Raw genomic sequence first — 18118 nt, 5'->3', positions numbered from 1 at the left:
CCGTCAAGCGCGATGCCCTTGCCGAGCGGCCTGTGGCACCCGGATCGTCCGGCCGGGCGTCCCGCGCGCCCCGAACACCAGCAGCCACAGCGCCAGCGCGGCCTCGCCGATCAGGGTCGGGTCCATCAGGTGTGGTGAGAGCATCCGGGCGAAGGCCGGTGCCGTCAGGTCGGCGACGCTGTTGAGGAGGTAGCAGCCACCAGCCAGTGCCATCAGCGCGCCGATCGCCTTGGGCAGGAAGCCGCTGCGCCACGCCAGCCAGCCCAGCATCAGGCAATAGATGCCGAAGAGCACGAGGCTCACGTCGTAGCCGTCGCCGTGCATCTTGAGCGCGACCAGCGCTGCCGCTTCGCGCTGTGAGTCGCCCAGCGCCACGAGCGCTGGGGACGACGCCAGCAACCGCAGCGGCGCGAGCAGCAGTAGCGCGTCGGCGGCCAACACTGCGATGCCGATCAGGCTGAAGGCCGCCGCCATCCGCGACACGCCGGCATGGACGGGGCGGAACAGGTCGAGGAACAGCGCCGTCACCCCGACATAGCAGGCTAGCATGGCGAGATCGGCGGCGATGCCGGCGCGGAACAGCGGTTCATCGGCGAGGATGGCCCGCGCCGTGGCGGCGGCATCGCTGCCGACGATCAACGCTCCTCGGGATCCCACCTCCGCGAACAGGCCGAACACGATCGTGCCGAGGTACAGCGCGCCGGCGAGCCGCGCGACGGAGGGTGAAGGCATGGCCTCAGCCACGGCGCATGTCCCGCGGCCAGCGGATAGCGACGACGGTGATCGCCAGCGTCAGCGCCATCTCGATCGCCGCCAGCACCTTGTAGAACGGCTCGGAACCGGGGAGGCTGACCGCCATGATCGCGGTGTAGAAAAGGCCGAGGAGGATGCAGGCCCAGCGGCAGATGGACGCCGGCAGCAGCAGCGACAGCGCGACCATCAGGCTCGGGATGGCCATCATCAGCGATACGCCGGTGAGAACACCGGGCGTCGCATGGCCGAGCGGACCCATGCCGCCGTGGTTCATGTCCGCCAGCGTGCCGGCGACGTAGAGGCCGAAATAGTCGCCGTAGATGTAGCAGAACATCGTGGACGCCCAGAGCGCCGCGAGCTTAACTTTCGTTGGCGCCCGATACTCCTCCAGCACTACCAGCCCCTCCACCAGTGTCTTGCGACGATGACACAGTCGTGCCTATGCCGCAACGGTAGGCGGCGCTGGCCGGCTTCGCGCTTCTCGATCCTTGCTGGCACCGGGGTGCCATTTGGCGCTGATGGATCATGCGGGTGAGCGGAGACATCTGCAGATCAGGATCGTTGGCGAACGTCTCGGCCGTCCGTACGACCGTCTCCTGCGGGGAGGATCGGGGGCCGTCCAGGTCACCGTTTCCGAAGGATTGCGCGCCTTCGTTCCATTCGGACGGTAGGAGCTCACCACTCGATGCAGGCTAACGTCCGAGCCGATCAAGTCGACGCGGGGGCTTCTTCCCGTCGTGGTTTCGTGTGATCGGTAGAAGACGGCCTTGTTGGACGGAATGGACGTCGCCCTCGATCATGTAATGCCGCTCATGATATCTATGACCAGGCTCAGGTATGCCGCAGCGACCTCCGCTTTTGCCTGTGGCAGGCAATCAAGGGCGTCTTGCGCCCTATGCAATAATTCGCGGACGGCGTTGACTGCGTTGTCGATTCGAAGTGCGTTCTCACTTGTCATGGCGATATCCCATCAGCTCCCGACCAAGCGGGTATATGATGCGGGGGTAAATCCAGCGTTAACCATAAGGTCAGTCTAACTGTCTAGCGCTTGCGTTCGTCGCCGCGTGCAGCCCGGGTGGGCGGGGCTCGCTTACCACCAGCGTGATCGCGATGACGAACACCGCGTCCGAGGGAAAGGTCAACCGTTCAAGCTTTGCGAGTTCGCGATCCTTTGTCGTCGTTACCCCGATCCGGCATCTTCACCGCCTGCCCTCATAGAGGCAAGACCAAGTACGTGACGACCGCGGCGGGACCGCTCTTGTCGCATCGCTGTCGGCGGGTGAGTCGTGAGAGGCGCTCCACTTCTTCGTTGCTCCATCCCTTTGAGGTAGGCCGGGCCGGCGGTGTCAGCGGATACGCTCGCCGATGTCGACCCGGTTGCCATCAGGGTCGGCAAACACGAAGGCGCGTTGGCCGTATTCCTTGTCCATCAGCCTCTTGATGATCCGGACGCCTTCGGCTTCGCAGATCGAATAGAGCGCGGCCGCGTCGCTCACGAACATGTGCATCACATTCGCGGTCGAGGCATGGTGGTCAGGCTTCCTGCTCAGATGAATTTCGGCCTGATCCTTCTTCAACACCATGAAGCCGACTGGATCACCGTTCTCGAACACCTTCCTGAAGCCTAGGATGCGTGAGTAGAAGTTGTGCGCAGCCTGGATATCCCGCACGCAGATGCAAGGCGCGGTTCGGCCGAACGCGACGTCGGAAATGGAGGGAAACACCATTTTGCCTTCCTCTTCGGGCAGGGACGGCGGTGCGCGTGCCGGTTCAGGAGCGGTGTCCGTCCACCAGCCGTGCAGAACGCCTGATGGCTTGTCAACGCGCATGGCGTGATGCGCCGAGTTTCCCGATGTTCGATCCTGTGCAATACAGCTGGCAAGTCGGTATGAGCCATTCCGTTATCACCAAGCCAGCTGAGCGCGGTGTTCGTCAGACAAGCTATTCCACGTATGTTCTACCCGATGGCTGCGCTGCCCCCCACACATTCCTTTGGTTGGCCGCGCTTCGGCTGAGGCCGTTTGCGGGGTGGCAGGCCGCCAGCGGCCCCATTCATCCCTCCCTTTTTGGGAAAGTCTGGGGGGAATGTCCTCGGATGCCACCAAGCGGTTTCGCTCGACCATTCGCATCAACCGAAACCATCGTGAACAGAGCCGTGGCCGCATGTCGTCTTTCCCCGGATACCAGATCCTCGGCGCTCAGATCCACACTGATGCGCATGGAGCTGCGCCCGGTCATCTGTACTCCGGCAGTCAGCTCGACCATCTCGCCCTCCCGGATGGGGGAACGGAAGTCGATCCGGTCAGATGCCGCCATGACCATGACCGCCCGTGCCTGGCGCGTCGAGGCGATGAAGGCCGCCTTGCCCATCATGCGAAGCGCATCGCCGCCATAGAGGGTGCCGTAATGGTTGGTCTGGTTCGGGAAGATCATCTCGACCGTTCGCAACGGCTGCGTCGCATCGTGCGGAACCGTCTCGCCCATCGGCGGCAGAGGGTCTTCGCCTCCGACCGCGAGGAGCGTGAAACGGCCTCGCGTACAAAGCCGTCGTTCGCCCGATACCGGCGCCTCTGCGATCAGTTCGACCTCGACGTCGAGCGACTTCCGCCCCACCCGCACGACCCGACCGGTCACCTCGACCATGTCGCCGATCCGGGCTGGCGCCGCGAAATCGATCTTCTCCGAAGAGGCGGTGACGAAGGCCGCGCGGCCGTGGCGTGAGGCCGCGAGAAAGGCGACCTTGTCCATATGCGCCAAGGCCACACCACCGAAGAGGGTTCCGTGGTGATTGGCATCACCGGGAAAGACCATGTCGATCAACTGGATGGGGGTGCTTTGATGTTCCTGCGGCATCCTGGTCCTCAATCATTCGCGAGGTAATCCAGACGCCGGCAGCCAACGGGAGAGATGTACCTCTCCCGCAGCAACGCAGCGGCCAGACCGGGCACCCCGCCGGTGGTCGTCATGGCGTCGAAGGCAGGTCTCCTGGCTCGCGGGTCGTCACGGAAATCCCGGCCTTCCCGACGCCGAAGCGCCAGTGGCACGCGAGGGGATTTCTACTCGCCGCTTACAGTTGCGGGGGCAGCATCGGCATCGAACCGATTTCCCGTCTTAGCCTTCGGCCATGCGGCGAAGGAACCTTGACCGTACCGGGGTCGCAGAAAACGTCCCTTCGGGTCAAGGTCAGGGGGAATTTCCGACTGCGCGCGGCGTACCTTCCACAGTCGACGATCGACCTCAGGAACAAGGCCGGCGTCCTTTCGAATGTCACCCCGAGGCTGAGCGACGCTTCTCCGTCAGGAAGTCGACCAGAGCGCGCAGCTTCGCCGGCATCTGCTCGCGGGTCGGGAATTGGAGCTGGAACCCGTCGCATGATGGAGCCACCTCGCCAATACGCCTATCGGCCGACCGCTGGCGACATGCTCGCGCACCGCATGACCCATCTGCGTCAAGCCGGCGCCTAAGTCGCTGAAACAATAGAACATTCCATGTATCCCGTTGATCCGGTTGGGATTCTTGTCCGGTGGACGAATTGCTGCTATGCTTATGAAGCGGGTCATGAGGGGAGCGCCGCCGGATGGATGGCACTTTCACCGATCCGAGTCTGGATGATCGGCTCGAACGCCTGCTGGGACTTCTGGGCTACCTCGGTGACCCCGACTACCGCACCGGCATCGGTCCGCGAGAAGCGGGCCCGCTTCGGCATTCGCTCGACCTCGCCTTCGAGCGCATCGGAGTGGTGGGTGCCCTCACGCCCCGTGCGCCGCTCGCGAACCAGACGCATGCGGCTGTCGACGAAAGGCGAATTCCCGTCGTCTACGTCGTGACGGCCGCGGACGAGGACGAGGCGGATGCACGCCATCGCGCCATCTGGTCGCAGTCGGTCGTGCCGCAGATATTGATGGCCACCCCGGCCGGCTTCTCGCTCCGCAACGGCTTCGACTACCGGCAGAAGGGAGCGCTCCATCCCTGGTCGGAACTCGACGGTTCGGGCCTTCCGCGTGAACTCGTTCCGCTGACGTCGCTTGCGATCCGATCGTCCTCCTCCTGGCGCAACTTCACCATCCCCAACCGGGTCGATGCCCGGATCGCCGCCGACATTCGCAATCTCAGCGTCAAGGTCCGCAAGGACCACCCCGGTCTCGGTTCCCGTCCAGGTCTTGTGAACGCCCTGATCGGTCACTTCCTGTATCTCAACGTACTCGTCGACAGGGGCGTCCTGGACCAGGCCTGGATCGATGGTCTCACCGACGCCGACGGCAGGCGCCTCTGTCCCGACATAACGCTGAGGGACATCGACCCGACCCAGCGCGGGTCGGCGTGGCCGGTCGAGCAGGTCTGGTTGCTGTTCGATGCGATCGACGGCGTCTTGAACGGTTCCATCTTCCCTATCGGGAAGAATGAACGCGAGCTGGTCACGACCGAAGTCTCCGACCTCGTCCGGAGAGTGCTCCGATCGGATACGCTGACCGAGGACGGCGGGCAACAATTCTCCTTCATCGACGTCGATTACGCCGTTCTGCGGAGCGAGACGATCTCCGCGATCTACGAGTGCTTCTTCGACCTCGAGGGCGATGGAGAGCGAAGGAATCACGGCGCGTTCTACACTCCTTCCTTCCTGGTCGACTATGTCGTACAGGAAGCCGACCGCATCCGTTCGTTGGATCGGAAGGCACGCGTCCTCGATCCGGCCTGCGGATCGGGAGCGTTCCTGGTTGCCGGCTACCGTCACATCCTCGAAGCCGATCGGGCCGATGGAGCTACGTTATCCCCGATGGAGCTGGGCCGCGTTCTGAGCGACTCCATCAGGGGGGTAGAGCTCAAGGCGCAGGCTGCGAACGTCGCGCGGTTCAGCCTGTACCTGACCATGCTCGACTATCTTCCGGGAAGGACGTTGGCGTCGCTCGCTGACGAGCTCGGCGATCGCCAGCTGTTCCCGGACTTGTCCCACAACATCATCGACCAGGACGCGTTCGAGCTGCTGCCAGATGCATTTGCCGCGCGAGCCACCCACGTCTTCGGCAATCCACCGTGGAACCGCTACGCCCCGGCATCGCCCGCCGCGGCATACGCGGCCTCTCTTCTCAAGCGACTGCACGACACCGTTGTCGACGAGCAGGCACAGGCGGAGGTTTTCTACTGGAGAGCCATGCTGGACCTTGCCGCCGAGGACGCCGTCATCGCGTTCGTGATGCCTACCAAGGCGTTCATTGCCCCAGGAGCGCGGCATTTCCCCCACGCCGTCGCTACGCGCACGCGACTGCACGGCGTGGCGAACCTGACGAGCTTCCGGCGCAAGCTCTTCCAGGATGCTGGCGAGGCCGCGACGGTCGTCTTCGCGTCTCCGGGAGCGCCCGGCCCTCTCGCGATGGGATGGCGTTTCTCTCCCCAGCTTTCTGCGCAGCCGCTAGGCGCCGATGGACGGCCATGGGCTATAGTGATCGATAGGAGCCAGGTCGAACGCTTCCATCAGGCCGAAATGTCCGCCGCCGACTACGAGTGGTACCGGGATCTGCTTCTCCAGCCGCTGGACCGTCGCATCGTCGCGGCTCTGGAGACGAATGGATCGGCCAGGTCACCGCTGAACGTGTCCGCGTTCCTGAAGGCGTCCCATATGCACGTTTCGACAGGCGAGACCTGGAAGAGGACGGGGTTGCCCGAAGACCTGGTGCTGGGGACGCACGGCGACAACGACTTCAGGTTGCGGCTGGGTCTGTCGGACGCCGAACCGCTCGGATTGGACGAGGAGGTGTCCACGAACTATCAGATACCCGACGAACTCTTCGACTCTCTGTCCGATCGGTTCAGGGCGATGTTCGGTGGACCGACGCTCTTCATGCCTCGATCACAGGCCACCCCGCACGTCGTCGGACGTGCGGCGTTCAACGCCTCCATCCAAGGCATATACTTCACCGGCACACAGACCCCCGAACCGGAGCGTCGCGAGGTACTGCGCGAATTCGCCCTCTACCTCCGCACGGGCGTCGGTCGCTATATGGTCTCCCTCTTCGGACGCAGCTGGATCGCCGATCAGCGCCGCTTCGAGACACCCGACCTCAAGCGGCTGCCCTTTCCCTACAAGGATCGGAACGAGCTGTTGCGAATGCCGGTGTCCGACTTCTTCCGGAACGGCAAGGAGGATGTCGAAGGCTTCGCTCTCTTCGCCGGCGAGCGACTGGGCATGCCGCCATTGTTCGCGCAGGCGGTACTGGAGCACCGCTCGCTGCGAGAGCGTGCTCAGAACGGAAAGCGTCTCCCGGATTGCGACACCGTCATGAAGGACGCGGACTTCGTGAGGTACGCCGATGCGCTGCGCGACGAGCTTGGCCACCTTCTCGCGCACACTCCGCTCAGCATCCGTCTCCTTGCCCCCAACGTCGGTGGTCGCGAGGTGCAGGTCGTGCTCGCTCCGCCGGGCGTCGACGTGGCCGTCGTCGGGACGCCGGACGCGATGCCCGATTTCGGGTCCCAGGCTGCCATCGAGCTTACCGAGCACGTCGAGTACGCCGTTGCCCACATATTCAAGCCTGACGTGAAGACCGCCTGGACGACCGACCGGGCCTATTCCGATGCGATCGGCGTCGCGAACAGGGTCATGGCCGCTTGAGGGCGACGCCCCCGAGCGTGGCGTCGACGATGCCGGGCGGTGCCGGCTACCTCGACCGTGTGCGCGCGCAGGTCTGGGACGAGTTCGTGAGGAATGTCGTCGCCATGCTACAATGTGCCGCCGCGAGGGTCGCGGCGGATCGACCCGTCGCGTTCTCGACGCGCAACGGATGGTGGGGAGAAGGCGGTCACAGGGTCCTCGGTCACGACGTGCGCATCCCGCTCGAGAACGCGGTGACCGACGCGTTGGTACGGTCCTGTAAGGATCTGCTGAGGAGACGCCGCCCCAATCATTTCCTGGTACAGAAGCAGATATTCGTGGTGCAGCAGCAGCCGCGCGAGGTCCAGGATCGACTCGGCAGTGCCGCCTACACGACGGACATCCAGTTCGCGTCGAGCTCGGTCCCGGATCTCGACCTGCGCATCGAGGCCAAGAGATTGCTGGGCGCCAGTCACTTGGGCGACTACCTCGGGAGCGAAGGTCTGCTGAGGTTCGCACACCGCGAACCCTACACCGTGCAGCCGGTCGGCATGATGCTCGGTTACGTCTTCCAACACGATCCAGCGCATTGGTCGGCCCGCATCGATCGTCAGATGCCCTCCTCTTCTTCGGCGCTCCAGCGGCTGAAGGTCGGTAGATGGAACATTCCGGGCGGCATCTTGGGTAATCCGACGGTCGGGGACGTGCTGGTCCTTCACCTTCTCGTAACGCTGCCAAGTCGACCCGACGCACGCCTCCTGCCGCAGAAGCCTCCGACCGTCCGTCGACGCCGCGCAGTGCCGTCCGCCCCGCTTCCAGAGTAGCCACCGACGGACGGAACCAGGCGGTTGCCACGTGAAGGCCGCCGAACGTCGGCTGCGACCGTGCACGGCAACCAGCGGCCTGACGATCGCGCTACGTGGGTCGACGTGATGCATCGCACTCCGGCGAACATTTCGCGGCAGCCTCTGCGCGATGGATCGATCCGGCACGTCGGCTCCGACGTCAGTCGCGCGTCCGCGGGAGGCGGCCCTTGGCGTGATCGACCGGCTCATCGACGCGCTCTTGACTTGATGAGATAACATATCAATCGCGATGTTTGCTTGGTTTGTTGGGGAAAAACGTCTTGATTGCGAGGACGAAGAGGCGCGCCACGGCATTCGCGGCGGCGACCGCGTTGACGGTGGGCATGCCGGGGACAGCGTGGAGCCAGGAGCTCGCATCCGAGCGGGACGTCGAACGCGAGGAGCGCGAACGCGGTCGCAACGACGACATCTTGGTCACCGGCCGCTCGCTGGAGGAGGAGGGTGCCGCGCTGCCGGTACAGGTCCTCACCGGCGAGGAGCTCGCGCACCGGCGACAAGGTGGCCTGGGAGAGACCCTCGCTGGTCTGCCAGGAGTGCATCTCGACAGTTTCGGTGGCGGTGCATCGCGACCGGTGATCCGCGGCCAGACCACGCCGCGCATCGAGATCCTTACGGACGGCGCCAACCTGTTCGACGTCTCATCCATATCTCCCGATCACGCCATCACCACCGATCCGCTGCTGCTCGACGCGATCGAGATCCAGCGCGGACCGGCGGCCATCCGCTACGGCGGGAACGCCACCAACGGCGCCGTCAATCTGATCGACGGCAAGGTGCCCAAGACGGTGCCGGTCGGCGGCCTGACCGGCGCAACCGAAGTGCGTCATGGAAGCGGTGACGAGGAGAAGACGGTCGTCGGCCGCCTAACCGCTGGGATCGGCCAGTTCGCATTCCACGTGGAAGGCGCACGGCGCCGCGCCGAGGACTACGACGTGCCCGACGCCTTCGGCAGCGACAAGCTGCGAGACTCGTTCGCGGACAGCACCAGCTACGCCTTCGGGGCCTCCTGGATCACGCCAAGGGGATATCTGGGCGCGGCGTACTCGAGGGTGGGGAACGAATACGGACTGCCCGGCCACAGCCACGCAAACAGCGCTTGTCACGGCGACTACTACTCCGATCGGCTCGACTTCCACTGTCGACCGCACGGCAGCATCGGCTACAACGTGACCACGCCCGATGACCTCACCGCGTTCATCCGGCTGCGCAGTGACCGCATCGATGTTCGCGGCGATTACGACGATCCGCTGCCCGGACTGGCGCACCTTCGGCTCCGTGGCTCGTACACCGATTACCGCCACGACGAGATCGACGGGACGACCCTGTTCGCCCGCTTCACCAACGAAGTGTGGGATGGTCGGGCCGAATTCGCGCATAGGGCGTTCTTGGGCTTCGCAGGCGTCCTGGGCATCCAGTATACCGACGCCACGTTCGGTGGGCTCGACGTCAACGCCCTCCACTTGCCGACCACGGACTATTACGGCTTTTCGGGAACGCTGAAGCGCCGCACGGAGAACGTCGGCGTATTTCTCAGCGAAAGGCGCGCCTTCGGCCGTGTCGACGTCGAGATCGCGGCGCGCAAGGACTGGCGAACGATCCGCACGCCCATTCCCGGCGCGTTCTTCACGAACGTTCCGGAAGAGGACCAGGCCTCCTACGTCGAATACTACGGCGCGGAGTGGCGCAAGGTGATCGAAGCGGACCAACGTAGCTATTGGCCCGAGAGCAATCCCGATCTTCGGCACGATCCGTTCTCGGCATCGTTGGGCGCCACTTGGAACGTTCGAAACGGTTATGCCGTCGCAATGACGGTCGCGCGCACCGAGCGCGGTCCGACCGTTCGAGAGCTATTCGCGAACGGGATGAACCTGGCGACCAACAGCTATGAGCTGGGGTTGACTCAATCGCCGGCGTCCTTCCTGGGGTTCTTTCCCGACTTCCCGATCCAGTTCGCGCCTAGCGCGCCGGGTCTCATGGAGAAGACCAATTCGATCAATCTGACCCTTCGCAAGTTGGGCGGCCCGTTCGAATTCGAGGTCGGACTGTTCCACCAGGACGTCAGCGATTACGTCTTCGCTCGATTCATCCAGAGCGAGAGCGAGACCGGCGTGCGCGCCAACATGCTCGCCTACAACGCCGCCGACGCGGTGTTCCGGGGGATCGACGGGCAGATGAGCTACCGTCTCGACTCCGCATCGCGGCTGACTGTCTTCGGCGACTACGTCGACGCTGGCTTGAAGAGGAGCGACGACAATCTGCCGCGTATCTCACCCGGCCGGTTGGGCGCGCGCTACAACCATGGCGCCGGGCCGTTGACCGGGGAGCTGGAATACTACCATACGTTCGAGCAGGACAGGGTCGCCGCCTATGAGACGCGAACGCCGGGTTACGAGATGGTCAACGCCACGCTCAGCTACCGCTTCGACCTGGGACGGACCAAGGGGGTCGAGTTCTACGTTCGCGGCACCAATCTGCTCGACGAGCTTGCGTTCGTGCACACCTCCTTCGTCAAGGATCAGTCGCCGCTGCGAGGTCGCAACTTCGTGATCGGGATGCGCCACGCATTCTGACGTGTCCGGGTGCGGCAGCCGCCCTGCCGCGACCTTTCCAGGAACGAACGACCGTGGGGCGCCCGATGCTCCCCGTGTGGGATGGATCTTCGGAGATGGTCTTCCGCCACCTCGGAGAGGGGCGCCGGACGACGAGACGACGCCGCGTTGCAGGTCCTTGCGCCGTACAACTTGGTCAGGAGTCGGATACGTCATTTGCGCGCCTAGCTCACGAAGGGCCGAGATACGGGCCGAAGCGTCGCGGAACGGCCTGCCGTCGCCGTCGCGCTACATCCCGCTGTCGAGCGATTTCCGTTCTGATCATCGGCTAGACCAACCTTGCGTTCCGGCAGAGGATCTGATCGGCGTTCTCATCGACCTCGGCCCCCAGCCTGCGCCGTAGTCGCCCGCCGCTGATCGCCCATCATGATCGCTGCTGCTGATCCGCCGGAACCTGCCTGCCGCCTGTTCCGATCACGGGGGGGCCGCCCACCCCCGAACGCTGCCTTCGCCGGCGCAGGTCTTGATAGGTCCGTCGATCGCGGTTCCGTGAAACGCCGGAACGGCGACTAGGGGCTGACGACGCCCAGGTAGGCGGTGATCGTCAGGACCGACATGATCGTCGTGCCAAAGACGACCCGAGACGTCGTGCCGGCTTCCCGGCCATAGAACTGAGCCACCATGAACGGCCCTGTTCCAGTGGGCAGCGCGGCCATCAGTACGGCCGTGTACGTCGATGCCGGTGCGACGTGGAGGACGTGCCGGGCGAGTGCCCATGTCGCAAGCGGCTGCACCAGCAGCTTTAGCGTCATCAGCAACGTGACCGCTCCGTCGGGCATGTTCGCACCATCCCGCTTCTCGTCGAGGAAAAGGCCCAGCGCGACCAATGCGCAGGGTGAAGCGGCGGCGCTCAGCAGGGTGAGAAAGCGGTCCATCGGCGCAGGCACTGCGATGCCGAATGCGAGGAACACGCCGCCCAGCAGGGGTGCGATGAGCAACGGGTTCGAGGCGAGCGACCTTCCGACCTTAATCGCCAGGCGACGGGGATGCCGCTCGGTCTGCATACCGACTTCGATGAGGATCAGCGCGACGGCGAACAGCACGCAGACGGTCAGGATGGTCGCGATCAGAGTAGGCGCCAGCGCATCGGCACCCAGGACCGCCGCAGCCAGAGGAAAGCCGATGAAGCCGGTGTTGGCGTAGGCAGCGTTCAGGCCGTCGATCGTCGCATCAGCGAGATGCCGCGAGCCGCGGAGCCGCAACAGGAGGGCGAGCAGGAACACCGACCCCGACCCGATGCCGAAGGCCGCCACGAAGCCGGGCTGCCATATCTCTTTCCAGCTCGCCTTGACGACGACGTCGAACAACAGCGCCGGCAGTGCGAGATGGACGACGAAGCGGTTCAGTTCGCCGGTGGCGTGCGGTCCAAGCACGCCGATCCGCCGCGCGCCCCATCCGGCGAGGATTAGCGCGAAGATCGGCAGCACGACGGGAAGGACGGATGGCATGGCGGTACTCAGGTTTTCAGGCGCAAGCTCGCTAGGCCCTGACGTCGATGCTTTCCAATGCCGTTCGTTGGGTCCATTGATGCATCGCAGGCATGGTTGATCTCCGCCACATCCGGTATTTCACGGCGGTTGCCGAGACGCTGCACTTCGGCCGCGCTGCTGAGCGCCTGCACGTCACCCAGCCCGCGCTCAGCCGGCAGATCGCTGCGTTGGAAAGCCTCCTGAGCGTGAAGCTGATCGATCGTTATTCTCGTCGAGTCCGGCTCACCCACGCCGGTGCCCGCTTCCTCATCGATGCGCGCATGATCCTGGCCAGCGTCGATCAGGCGTGTCGCAATGCGAAGGCGGCGGATGCGGGCGAAATCGGCGAGCTGACGATCGGCTTCATGATGCACGCCGCCTTCAGCAGCGTGCCGGCACTCACGCGACGCCTGCTCGCGGAACGCCCAGGTGTACGGCTCCACCTGCGGGAGACGATGCCCTCGTTGCTCGTCACCGAGGTTCTGGAGGGGCGGTTCGATGCCGGGATCAGCTTCGGCCCCGGGCACGTTCGTGGACTTGCAACGAAGGTCCTGCACCGCGAACCTCTGTGCCTGGCGGCACGAGCGGACCACCGGCTCGCCGGCAGGATGGAGATCACGCCGGACGACCTTGCCGACGAGCCTCTGATAGCGTCACCGGCTGACGTGGCGCCCGCCTTGCATCAGGCGATCGTCGGCTATCTGGGACTGGACGGGCAGGAGTTGTGCGTCCGCCTGGAGGCGCAGCTTCAACAGACGATCGTCGGTCTCGTGGCTGAAGGGATCGGCATCGCGCTGGTGCCCCAATCCCTGCGAAATCTCGCCCCGGAGGGTGTGGTGTTCCGTACCCTGTCGAACGCGCCATCGGTGGAGCACATCCTGTTCTGGCGAAGCTCGAACGGCAACCCGGTGCTGCCTCCCCTCTTCAAAGCGGCTGAGGCGATCGCTTCCTCGATAGGCTGACGGCGGATCGTCTGCCTTTCGCAAGACGTCCGGGAATCATCGCCGAGGCGATGACCCCTTGCGGGATCGTGGGCGGCGAGCCGACTTCACGGATCCGCGAGCCGTGACCGGCTTGGCTTCATGGATGAAACCAAGCAAATAGTTCAGATTATCCGGAACAATTGAACCATCTGCTCTTTCATCCACGGCTACCGCGGCGTGGGAATCCGCGCGGGTCGACCGATCGCATAGAGGAGTTTCGCTACATGGGAGAGGTGTCGGAGGAGGGGCGCAACGATGGTTCGAAGTTCCTCGAAGCGGAAGGTCGTGACGATGCTCGCAGCGACGGCGTCGCCACCTCGAATGACCTGCGGGTTCTCTATCCTCTCAGGCTGGACGAAGGGCCGACCGGCGACGGCGATGGCAGAGGTCCGTACGTCGGGGTCGCCATCGACGTCGAGACGACCGGGCTCGACCATCGTCGCGGCAAGGTCATCGAGATGGCCATCCGACGTTTCCGCTACGATCGTCAGGGCGTGATCACCGACATCGACGAGGCCTTCCAGTGGCGCGAGGATCCGGGCGAGCCGCTCTCCCCGGAGATCGTGTCGCTGACCCGCTTGACCGACATCGATCTCGTCGGCGAGGAGATCGACGAGGACGGAGCGACGCGGCTCCTCAACTCCGCCAGCTTCGTCGTGGCCCACAACGCCGCGTTCGACAGGAACTGGGTGGAGGCGCGCCTCCCGGGCGCGAAGGGGCTGCCCTGGTGCTGTTCCATGCGCCAGATCGACTGGCGCAGGCGGGGCTTCGATGGCCGCGCGCTGGGCTATCTGCTCGTCCAGGACGGCTTCTACCACAATGGTCATCGGGCATCGGCGGACGTGGACGCGCTGATCCAGATGCTTCGGCACCGTGATGGCGACGGTACGACGGCCCTCGCCGAGATGGTGGCGATGGGGGCGCGGGACAGCTTCGTCGTGCGGGCGAAGGGAGCGCACTTCGACATGAAGGACGAACTGCGCGCGCGCGGCTACCGGTGGGATGCCTCCGACGGCATGAAGGTCTGGTGGCGCGAGGTCGATCGCGACGATCTCGTTCAGGAACGCTTCTGGCTCGCCGCCAACGTCTACGCCATGGAGGCGAAACCGGCGTCGACCGGACCGCTGGTCGAGCGCGTTACCGCCCGCGAACGGTTCCGCTGACCCAAGGCTCATGCACGCGCCGGTCGCGGATCACGACAGGCGACGCCACGATCAACGCGCCATCTGAGGATGGTCAGCCGCAAGTCCTCATCATACCTTCTCGCAACGGCGCGTCCGCCAGGCGGCCCCCCCTTCGCGATACGCCGTATCCGATCGCCTCCCGAGGCCAATTCTTTTGCCATCGGTCGTACGCCAGGCGGACGTTCGGCGGCTGCGCGCCATCCCGCCACCGCAAGGCGACAGTTTCCCGATGGACGTGACCGCTCAGCTGGGCTCGCTGCACGACGGCCCACGGCTGCATCATCTTCTGCTCGGCGACATGCTCGTAGGCTGGTTGCGCAGCTGAACCGCCACCGGATCCCACGACCGGCGCATCGTAGGGCTCGGCGGACCATGGCGTGGCGCCGACTACGGCTGCGGCTGCGCCCGCGTCGCTTGAGGACTGATCGGCACAATCGCGATCTCGCCTACGCCCTGGTGCGAATGAACCGTGGGTGCCGTGATGATGGGATCCATCGGCTCGCGACGCGGGCAAGCCGTCGCCTAAGCCCGCACCGGGCGACCTGCTGCGAACGTCTCAACCCTTGATCGGCCTCGGCCAAGGGGCCGCGCGACCGTCCGCGCATGCGCTTGGCGCCCTCGCCTGACCATCGTCCCGACACCGCTCCACGTTGCGCGAACAGCCAAGCGTCAGGGCCGCCACCACTACGATTGCGAAGTTCCTTTTCATCGTTGCATCCTCCTGTGTTGGTTCATGGTGCTGTTCGGCTCGACCAGATCGATTCCCGTCCAGGCTCGAACGGTGGCGAGGTCGGCGCCGAACTCCCGCGGAACGCGGGCTATCGGGTTCTGGGGAGGACCGCCGATGCCGGTCCGGCCTGCGGGCGACGGTCGCCGAGACTGCCGAACGATCGTCAAACCGTAGCGCGGTAATAATGGTTCCGGAACCTTTGAACTAATCGAGCTTTTATGCTCGTGACGTGGGGCGGACCCGAGCGGGGTCCGACACGGAGCAAGGGAGGTTCGAGATGATCGCCATGTCGCACGACCATGTTGAAGGTTCGGTATCTATTGAGGACGTCGCGCCGACGTATCACGATCCACTCGGCCGCGACCGGGTGGACGATCGCGTGGTGCTGACCACGGATCGCGCGATCTCGAGGGTGGCGCTCGTAGCCGCCGAGGCGGGCGCGAGATACCAGCGCGAGTCGGCGTCGCGCGATGCGATGACGTGGATGCTGGCTCCGCGGGACGTGTTCGGCGGCGCGAGGCCGATAGATGCCTGCCTGGAGCGCACGGACTGCGTCCGCGGCATCCTCGTGCACGGTCTCGGCCTCGGGCTCGACGTGGACCGTGAGGCGGTCGACGCGCTCATGTCGGGCGGCCTCGACGACGACTTCGACGAGGGCGAACCCGACTACCTCTACGAACGTGGCCGAAGCGCGGAGTCGGAGCGGGCGGCCTCCAGGCGTGCACGCCGCCTCCGTCTCTACACGGCCACCATCCTCGACAGTCGCGACAACGTGATGATCCAGGCCTTCCACGCGTCCATGGCGCGCAACAGCCGCGAGGTGCGATCGAGGCTCGTCGGTCGCTACGGTCCCGACGTCGCCGACGTCGCCGACATCCGGCTGGGTTTCCCGCGGGCGTCCCCGATCGTCCTGGCGCTCGTCCCGGAGGCTGTCATCGAGCTCATCCGGCGTACCGAGATGGAGTGGGCCTCGCCGGCCGCGCTCACGTTCGGCGTCGACATCCAGCAGTGCATCCAGGCCTGATCGCGTCACCCGGTGATTGGCGGCGCGCCGCGACCATCCGCTCTCCGACGGTGCGGCTGTCGACGCGTGCCGTTCCGACGGGCGTAGCTCGTCGGCATGACGCCTCTTCCAAAGGGGGGCTGTCGAAATGGAGCGGGTCCACGGCGGTCCCAGCGGGACGCGGGAGACCTGGCCCGATCAGATGATGAGGAGTGTTCTTGGCCATGAAGGATGAAATCGACCCGACCATCGACGAAGCCCCCATTTCCGATCCGGGTGATAGGGCTCGTCGCGACATGCGGAACGTCGACCAGCTTTGCGGTCAGCTGCGCCGCGCCGTCTTCAGGCGCTACGTCAGGAGCCAGCTCATCGAGATGTCCTCGCCGGTGGCTCACCTGCTCGACGGCTTCGGCCTCGACCTGCCGACGGCGCTTCGCCGCCTCTACCCCACGGCGTCGTGGCCGCGCCTCGCGGGCGACGTCGAACCGCATGCCGCATCCTTCGCCAACCTGCGACGCGGCGGCACGCACGTCGGATGGCCGCGCTCCTCGCCGGCCGACGCCCGGAAGGCTCCGATGGGCAGCCTCGTTCTGAAGAAGGAACCATCCTCCGAGATCGCCGAGGTGAAGCTCGTCGGCAGGTGTCTCGAGCTTCTGGTCATGGGCGAGACGTTCGAGTTTCACACCCAGGCGGGACGGGGCCGCTTCGTGCATCGCTCCAACCTGCCCGCAACGATGTGGTCGTCCGTCACCGGGCGTCCGCTCGATCAGGTCGTGCGCCATCCGCTCCTCTACGGTCGCGGCTACGTCGTCGATCGCTCGGGGGATCACTTGCAGGGCACCTTCTTCGAGTTCGACGTCGGCACCGAACGTGCGACCATGTCGTCCTGAAATCGCCGGATCTGCCACCTTTCCAATCAACGGATTTGGAGATGACTCGACATGCTGACTCGTGACCTGATCGACCTCCGCAGCGCAGGCGACCAGGCCGGCTTCGTTTGCTCATCGGTGGTGGACCCTGTGTCGGAACGCGGATCGGGCGGGCCTCCTCCGCTTCCGAGCGCCACGACGGATGGCTTCGCGCTCTTCTCCGAGGCGCTGACCGCCCTTTCGAGGTGCGGCGACGTGGTGAATGCCGCCGCCGACACGACCGCCAGGAGTTACGTCTGGGGGGCGGCGGGCGCCCTGCGGCACGCGATGGCGTTCCTGTCGCGCGAAGGTCTGCTCACGGAGACCATGCCTGGCGAGGAGTTCACGACGCGGAGGGTGGGGACCAGCGAGCTGCTGGGCGGCGCTCAAGGATGGGACACCGCTCTGCGGTGCAGACTTCCCGACGGGAGCGAGGGGCGTGCGTCTGCGCTCTGGCCGATCGAGGATGCCGAGAAGGGCGTCTGGCTGAGACCGGATGCGGAACTCCCCGGACTGTGGCGGCGGGGCCATGTGAGGCTGACTGAAGACTGCATCGTCTTCGACGACGGTGCCCAGCCGGATGGCGGGGCCCTTCCCGACGGCGGGCCCGATCTCGGCAGGGACCTGATGTCCGCGGGCGTGCCGAGCCTGCACCGTCGCCCCGCCTTCGCGGTCGCGCTGGAGATCACCCTGGCCTCAGGGTCGTGGTGCCATCTGGATTCAGGCCGCCGCTGGTTCGCTGATCCGCATACCGCTCGCTCGATCGTACGGATCCTAGGGGCCACCCTGACCATCGACACCGCCACCGCGCGACGTCTGGCGGGGGTCGTCGATCGCGAGGCGCTGCTGCTGATCGAGCGCCAGGGATGGCGCCACGTTCCGACTCCTTCCGTCTAGCTGGCAGGGCGATCTGCGCTGACGGCGCGCGCTCCTTCTGCCCGTGCCGTCCTTCCCGAGGGTCTCGAGTGGGTGAGCGCTTCCGTTTTCACGGCGCGGACGTTGCCGACGCCTCTTCGATGCGGTATCG

General features: G+C 65.3%; 13 protein-coding genes and 1 riboswitch. Of the genes, 8 read left to right on the top strand and 5 right to left on the bottom strand.

Features of this window, described 5'->3' with window-relative positions; all coding sequences use genetic code 11:
• Positions 1-3 precede the first annotated feature (3 nt).
• From ACTZQ5_RS06175 to ACTZQ5_RS06160, 4 genes are all read right to left on the bottom strand, one after another.
• A complete protein-coding gene (locus ACTZQ5_RS06175; RefSeq protein ID WP_443584285.1) occupies positions 4-732 on the bottom strand; it encodes a DUF4386 domain-containing protein in 729 nt (242 codons plus the stop codon).
• A gap of 4 nt (positions 733-736) precedes the next feature.
• Positions 737-1162, bottom strand: a complete 426-nt coding sequence (locus tag ACTZQ5_RS06170; RefSeq protein ID WP_443584284.1) for a DUF6326 family protein — start codon at positions 1160-1162, stop codon at positions 737-739.
• 937 nt (positions 1163-2099) lie between these two features.
• Positions 2100-2582: a VOC family protein gene (locus tag ACTZQ5_RS06165; RefSeq protein ID WP_443584283.1), complete on the bottom strand. Its 483-nt coding sequence runs from the start codon at positions 2580-2582 to the stop codon at positions 2100-2102.
• A gap of 223 nt (positions 2583-2805) precedes the next feature.
• Entirely contained in the window at positions 2806-3606 is an 801-nt protein-coding gene (locus ACTZQ5_RS06160; RefSeq protein WP_443584282.1) for an acyl-CoA thioesterase, read from the bottom strand.
• Between the two features lie 105 nt (positions 3607-3711).
• Positions 3712-3911, bottom strand: a riboswitch (cobalamin riboswitch).
• A gap of 419 nt (positions 3912-4330) precedes the next feature.
• On the opposite strand from ACTZQ5_RS06160, the gene ACTZQ5_RS06155 reads away from it, so the two are divergent.
• From ACTZQ5_RS06155 to ACTZQ5_RS06145, 3 genes are all read left to right on the top strand, one after another.
• On the top strand, positions 4331-7360 hold the full coding sequence (locus ACTZQ5_RS06155) for an N-6 DNA methylase (protein ID WP_443584281.1): 3030 nt from the start codon (positions 4331-4333) through the stop codon (positions 7358-7360).
• 17 nt (positions 7361-7377) lie between these two features.
• Entirely contained in the window at positions 7378-8163 is a 786-nt protein-coding gene (locus ACTZQ5_RS06150; RefSeq protein ID WP_443584280.1) for a hypothetical protein, read from the top strand.
• Between the two features lie 359 nt (positions 8164-8522).
• The gene (locus tag ACTZQ5_RS06145) at positions 8523-10775 is read left to right on the top strand and encodes a TonB-dependent receptor domain-containing protein (RefSeq protein ID WP_443584510.1); all 2253 of its coding nucleotides are present in this window, start codon (positions 8523-8525) and stop codon (positions 10773-10775) included.
• 548 nt (positions 10776-11323) lie between these two features.
• On the opposite strand, the gene ACTZQ5_RS06140 is transcribed toward ACTZQ5_RS06145, so the two are convergent.
• Positions 11324-12241 (bottom strand): AEC family transporter, encoded by a 918-nt coding sequence (locus ACTZQ5_RS06140; protein WP_443584279.1) that lies wholly within the window; start codon positions 12239-12241, stop codon positions 11324-11326.
• Positions 12242-12354: 113 nt separating this feature from the next.
• On the opposite strand from ACTZQ5_RS06140, the gene ACTZQ5_RS06135 reads away from it, so the two are divergent.
• The 5 genes from ACTZQ5_RS06135 (at position 12355) to ACTZQ5_RS06115 (ending at position 17988) form a co-directional block, all read left to right on the top strand.
• Positions 12355-13245 carry a LysR family transcriptional regulator gene (locus ACTZQ5_RS06135; protein WP_443584278.1) on the top strand — a complete coding sequence of 297 codons (891 nt, stop codon included), beginning with the start codon at positions 12355-12357 and terminating at the stop codon, positions 13243-13245.
• 161 nt (positions 13246-13406) lie between these two features.
• A complete protein-coding gene (locus ACTZQ5_RS06130; RefSeq protein ID WP_443584277.1) occupies positions 13407-14429 on the top strand; it encodes a 3'-5' exonuclease in 1023 nt (340 codons plus the stop codon).
• Between the two features lie 1028 nt (positions 14430-15457).
• The gene (locus ACTZQ5_RS06125; protein ID WP_443584276.1) at positions 15458-16204 is read left to right on the top strand and encodes a hypothetical protein; all 747 of its coding nucleotides are present in this window, start codon (positions 15458-15460) and stop codon (positions 16202-16204) included.
• Between the two features lie 203 nt (positions 16205-16407).
• Positions 16408-17073: a hypothetical protein gene (locus ACTZQ5_RS06120; protein ID WP_443584275.1), complete on the top strand. Its 666-nt coding sequence runs from the start codon at positions 16408-16410 to the stop codon at positions 17071-17073.
• 51 nt (positions 17074-17124) lie between these two features.
• Positions 17125-17988: a hypothetical protein gene (locus ACTZQ5_RS06115; protein ID WP_443584274.1), complete on the top strand. Its 864-nt coding sequence runs from the start codon at positions 17125-17127 to the stop codon at positions 17986-17988.
• Positions 17989-18118 lie beyond the last annotated feature (130 nt).

Origin of the sequence: Sphingomonas cellulosilytica (genome assembly GCF_052321755.1) — a bacterium.
GTDB lineage: Bacteria > Pseudomonadota > Alphaproteobacteria > Sphingomonadales > Sphingomonadaceae > Sphingomonas.
This window is presented reverse-complemented; position numbering and strand designations above follow the sequence as displayed.

Excerpts from the sequence above, each read along its gene's own strand:
- ACTZQ5_RS06135 (WP_443584278.1), top strand. The coding sequence starts at position 12,355 with ATGGTTGATCTCCGCCACATCCGGTATTTCACGGCGGTTGCCGAGACG.
- ACTZQ5_RS06155 (WP_443584281.1), top strand. The coding sequence starts at position 4,331 with ATGGATGGCACTTTCACCGATCCGAGTCTGGATGATCGGCTCGAACGC.
- ACTZQ5_RS06120 (WP_443584275.1), top strand. The coding sequence starts at position 16,408 with ATGAAGGATGAAATCGACCCGACCATCGACGAAGCCCCCATTTCCGAT.
- ACTZQ5_RS06175 (WP_443584285.1), bottom strand. The coding sequence starts at position 732 with ATGCCTTCACCCTCCGTCGCGCGGCTCGCCGGCGCGCTGTACCTCGGC.
- ACTZQ5_RS06125 (WP_443584276.1), top strand. The coding sequence starts at position 15,458 with ATGATCGCCATGTCGCACGACCATGTTGAAGGTTCGGTATCTATTGAG.
- ACTZQ5_RS06160 (WP_443584282.1), bottom strand. The coding sequence starts at position 3,606 with ATGCCGCAGGAACATCAAAGCACCCCCATCCAGTTGATCGACATGGTC.
- ACTZQ5_RS06165 (WP_443584283.1), bottom strand. The coding sequence starts at position 2,582 with ATGCGCGTTGACAAGCCATCAGGCGTTCTGCACGGCTGGTGGACGGAC.
- ACTZQ5_RS06115 (WP_443584274.1), top strand. The coding sequence starts at position 17,125 with ATGCTGACTCGTGACCTGATCGACCTCCGCAGCGCAGGCGACCAGGCC.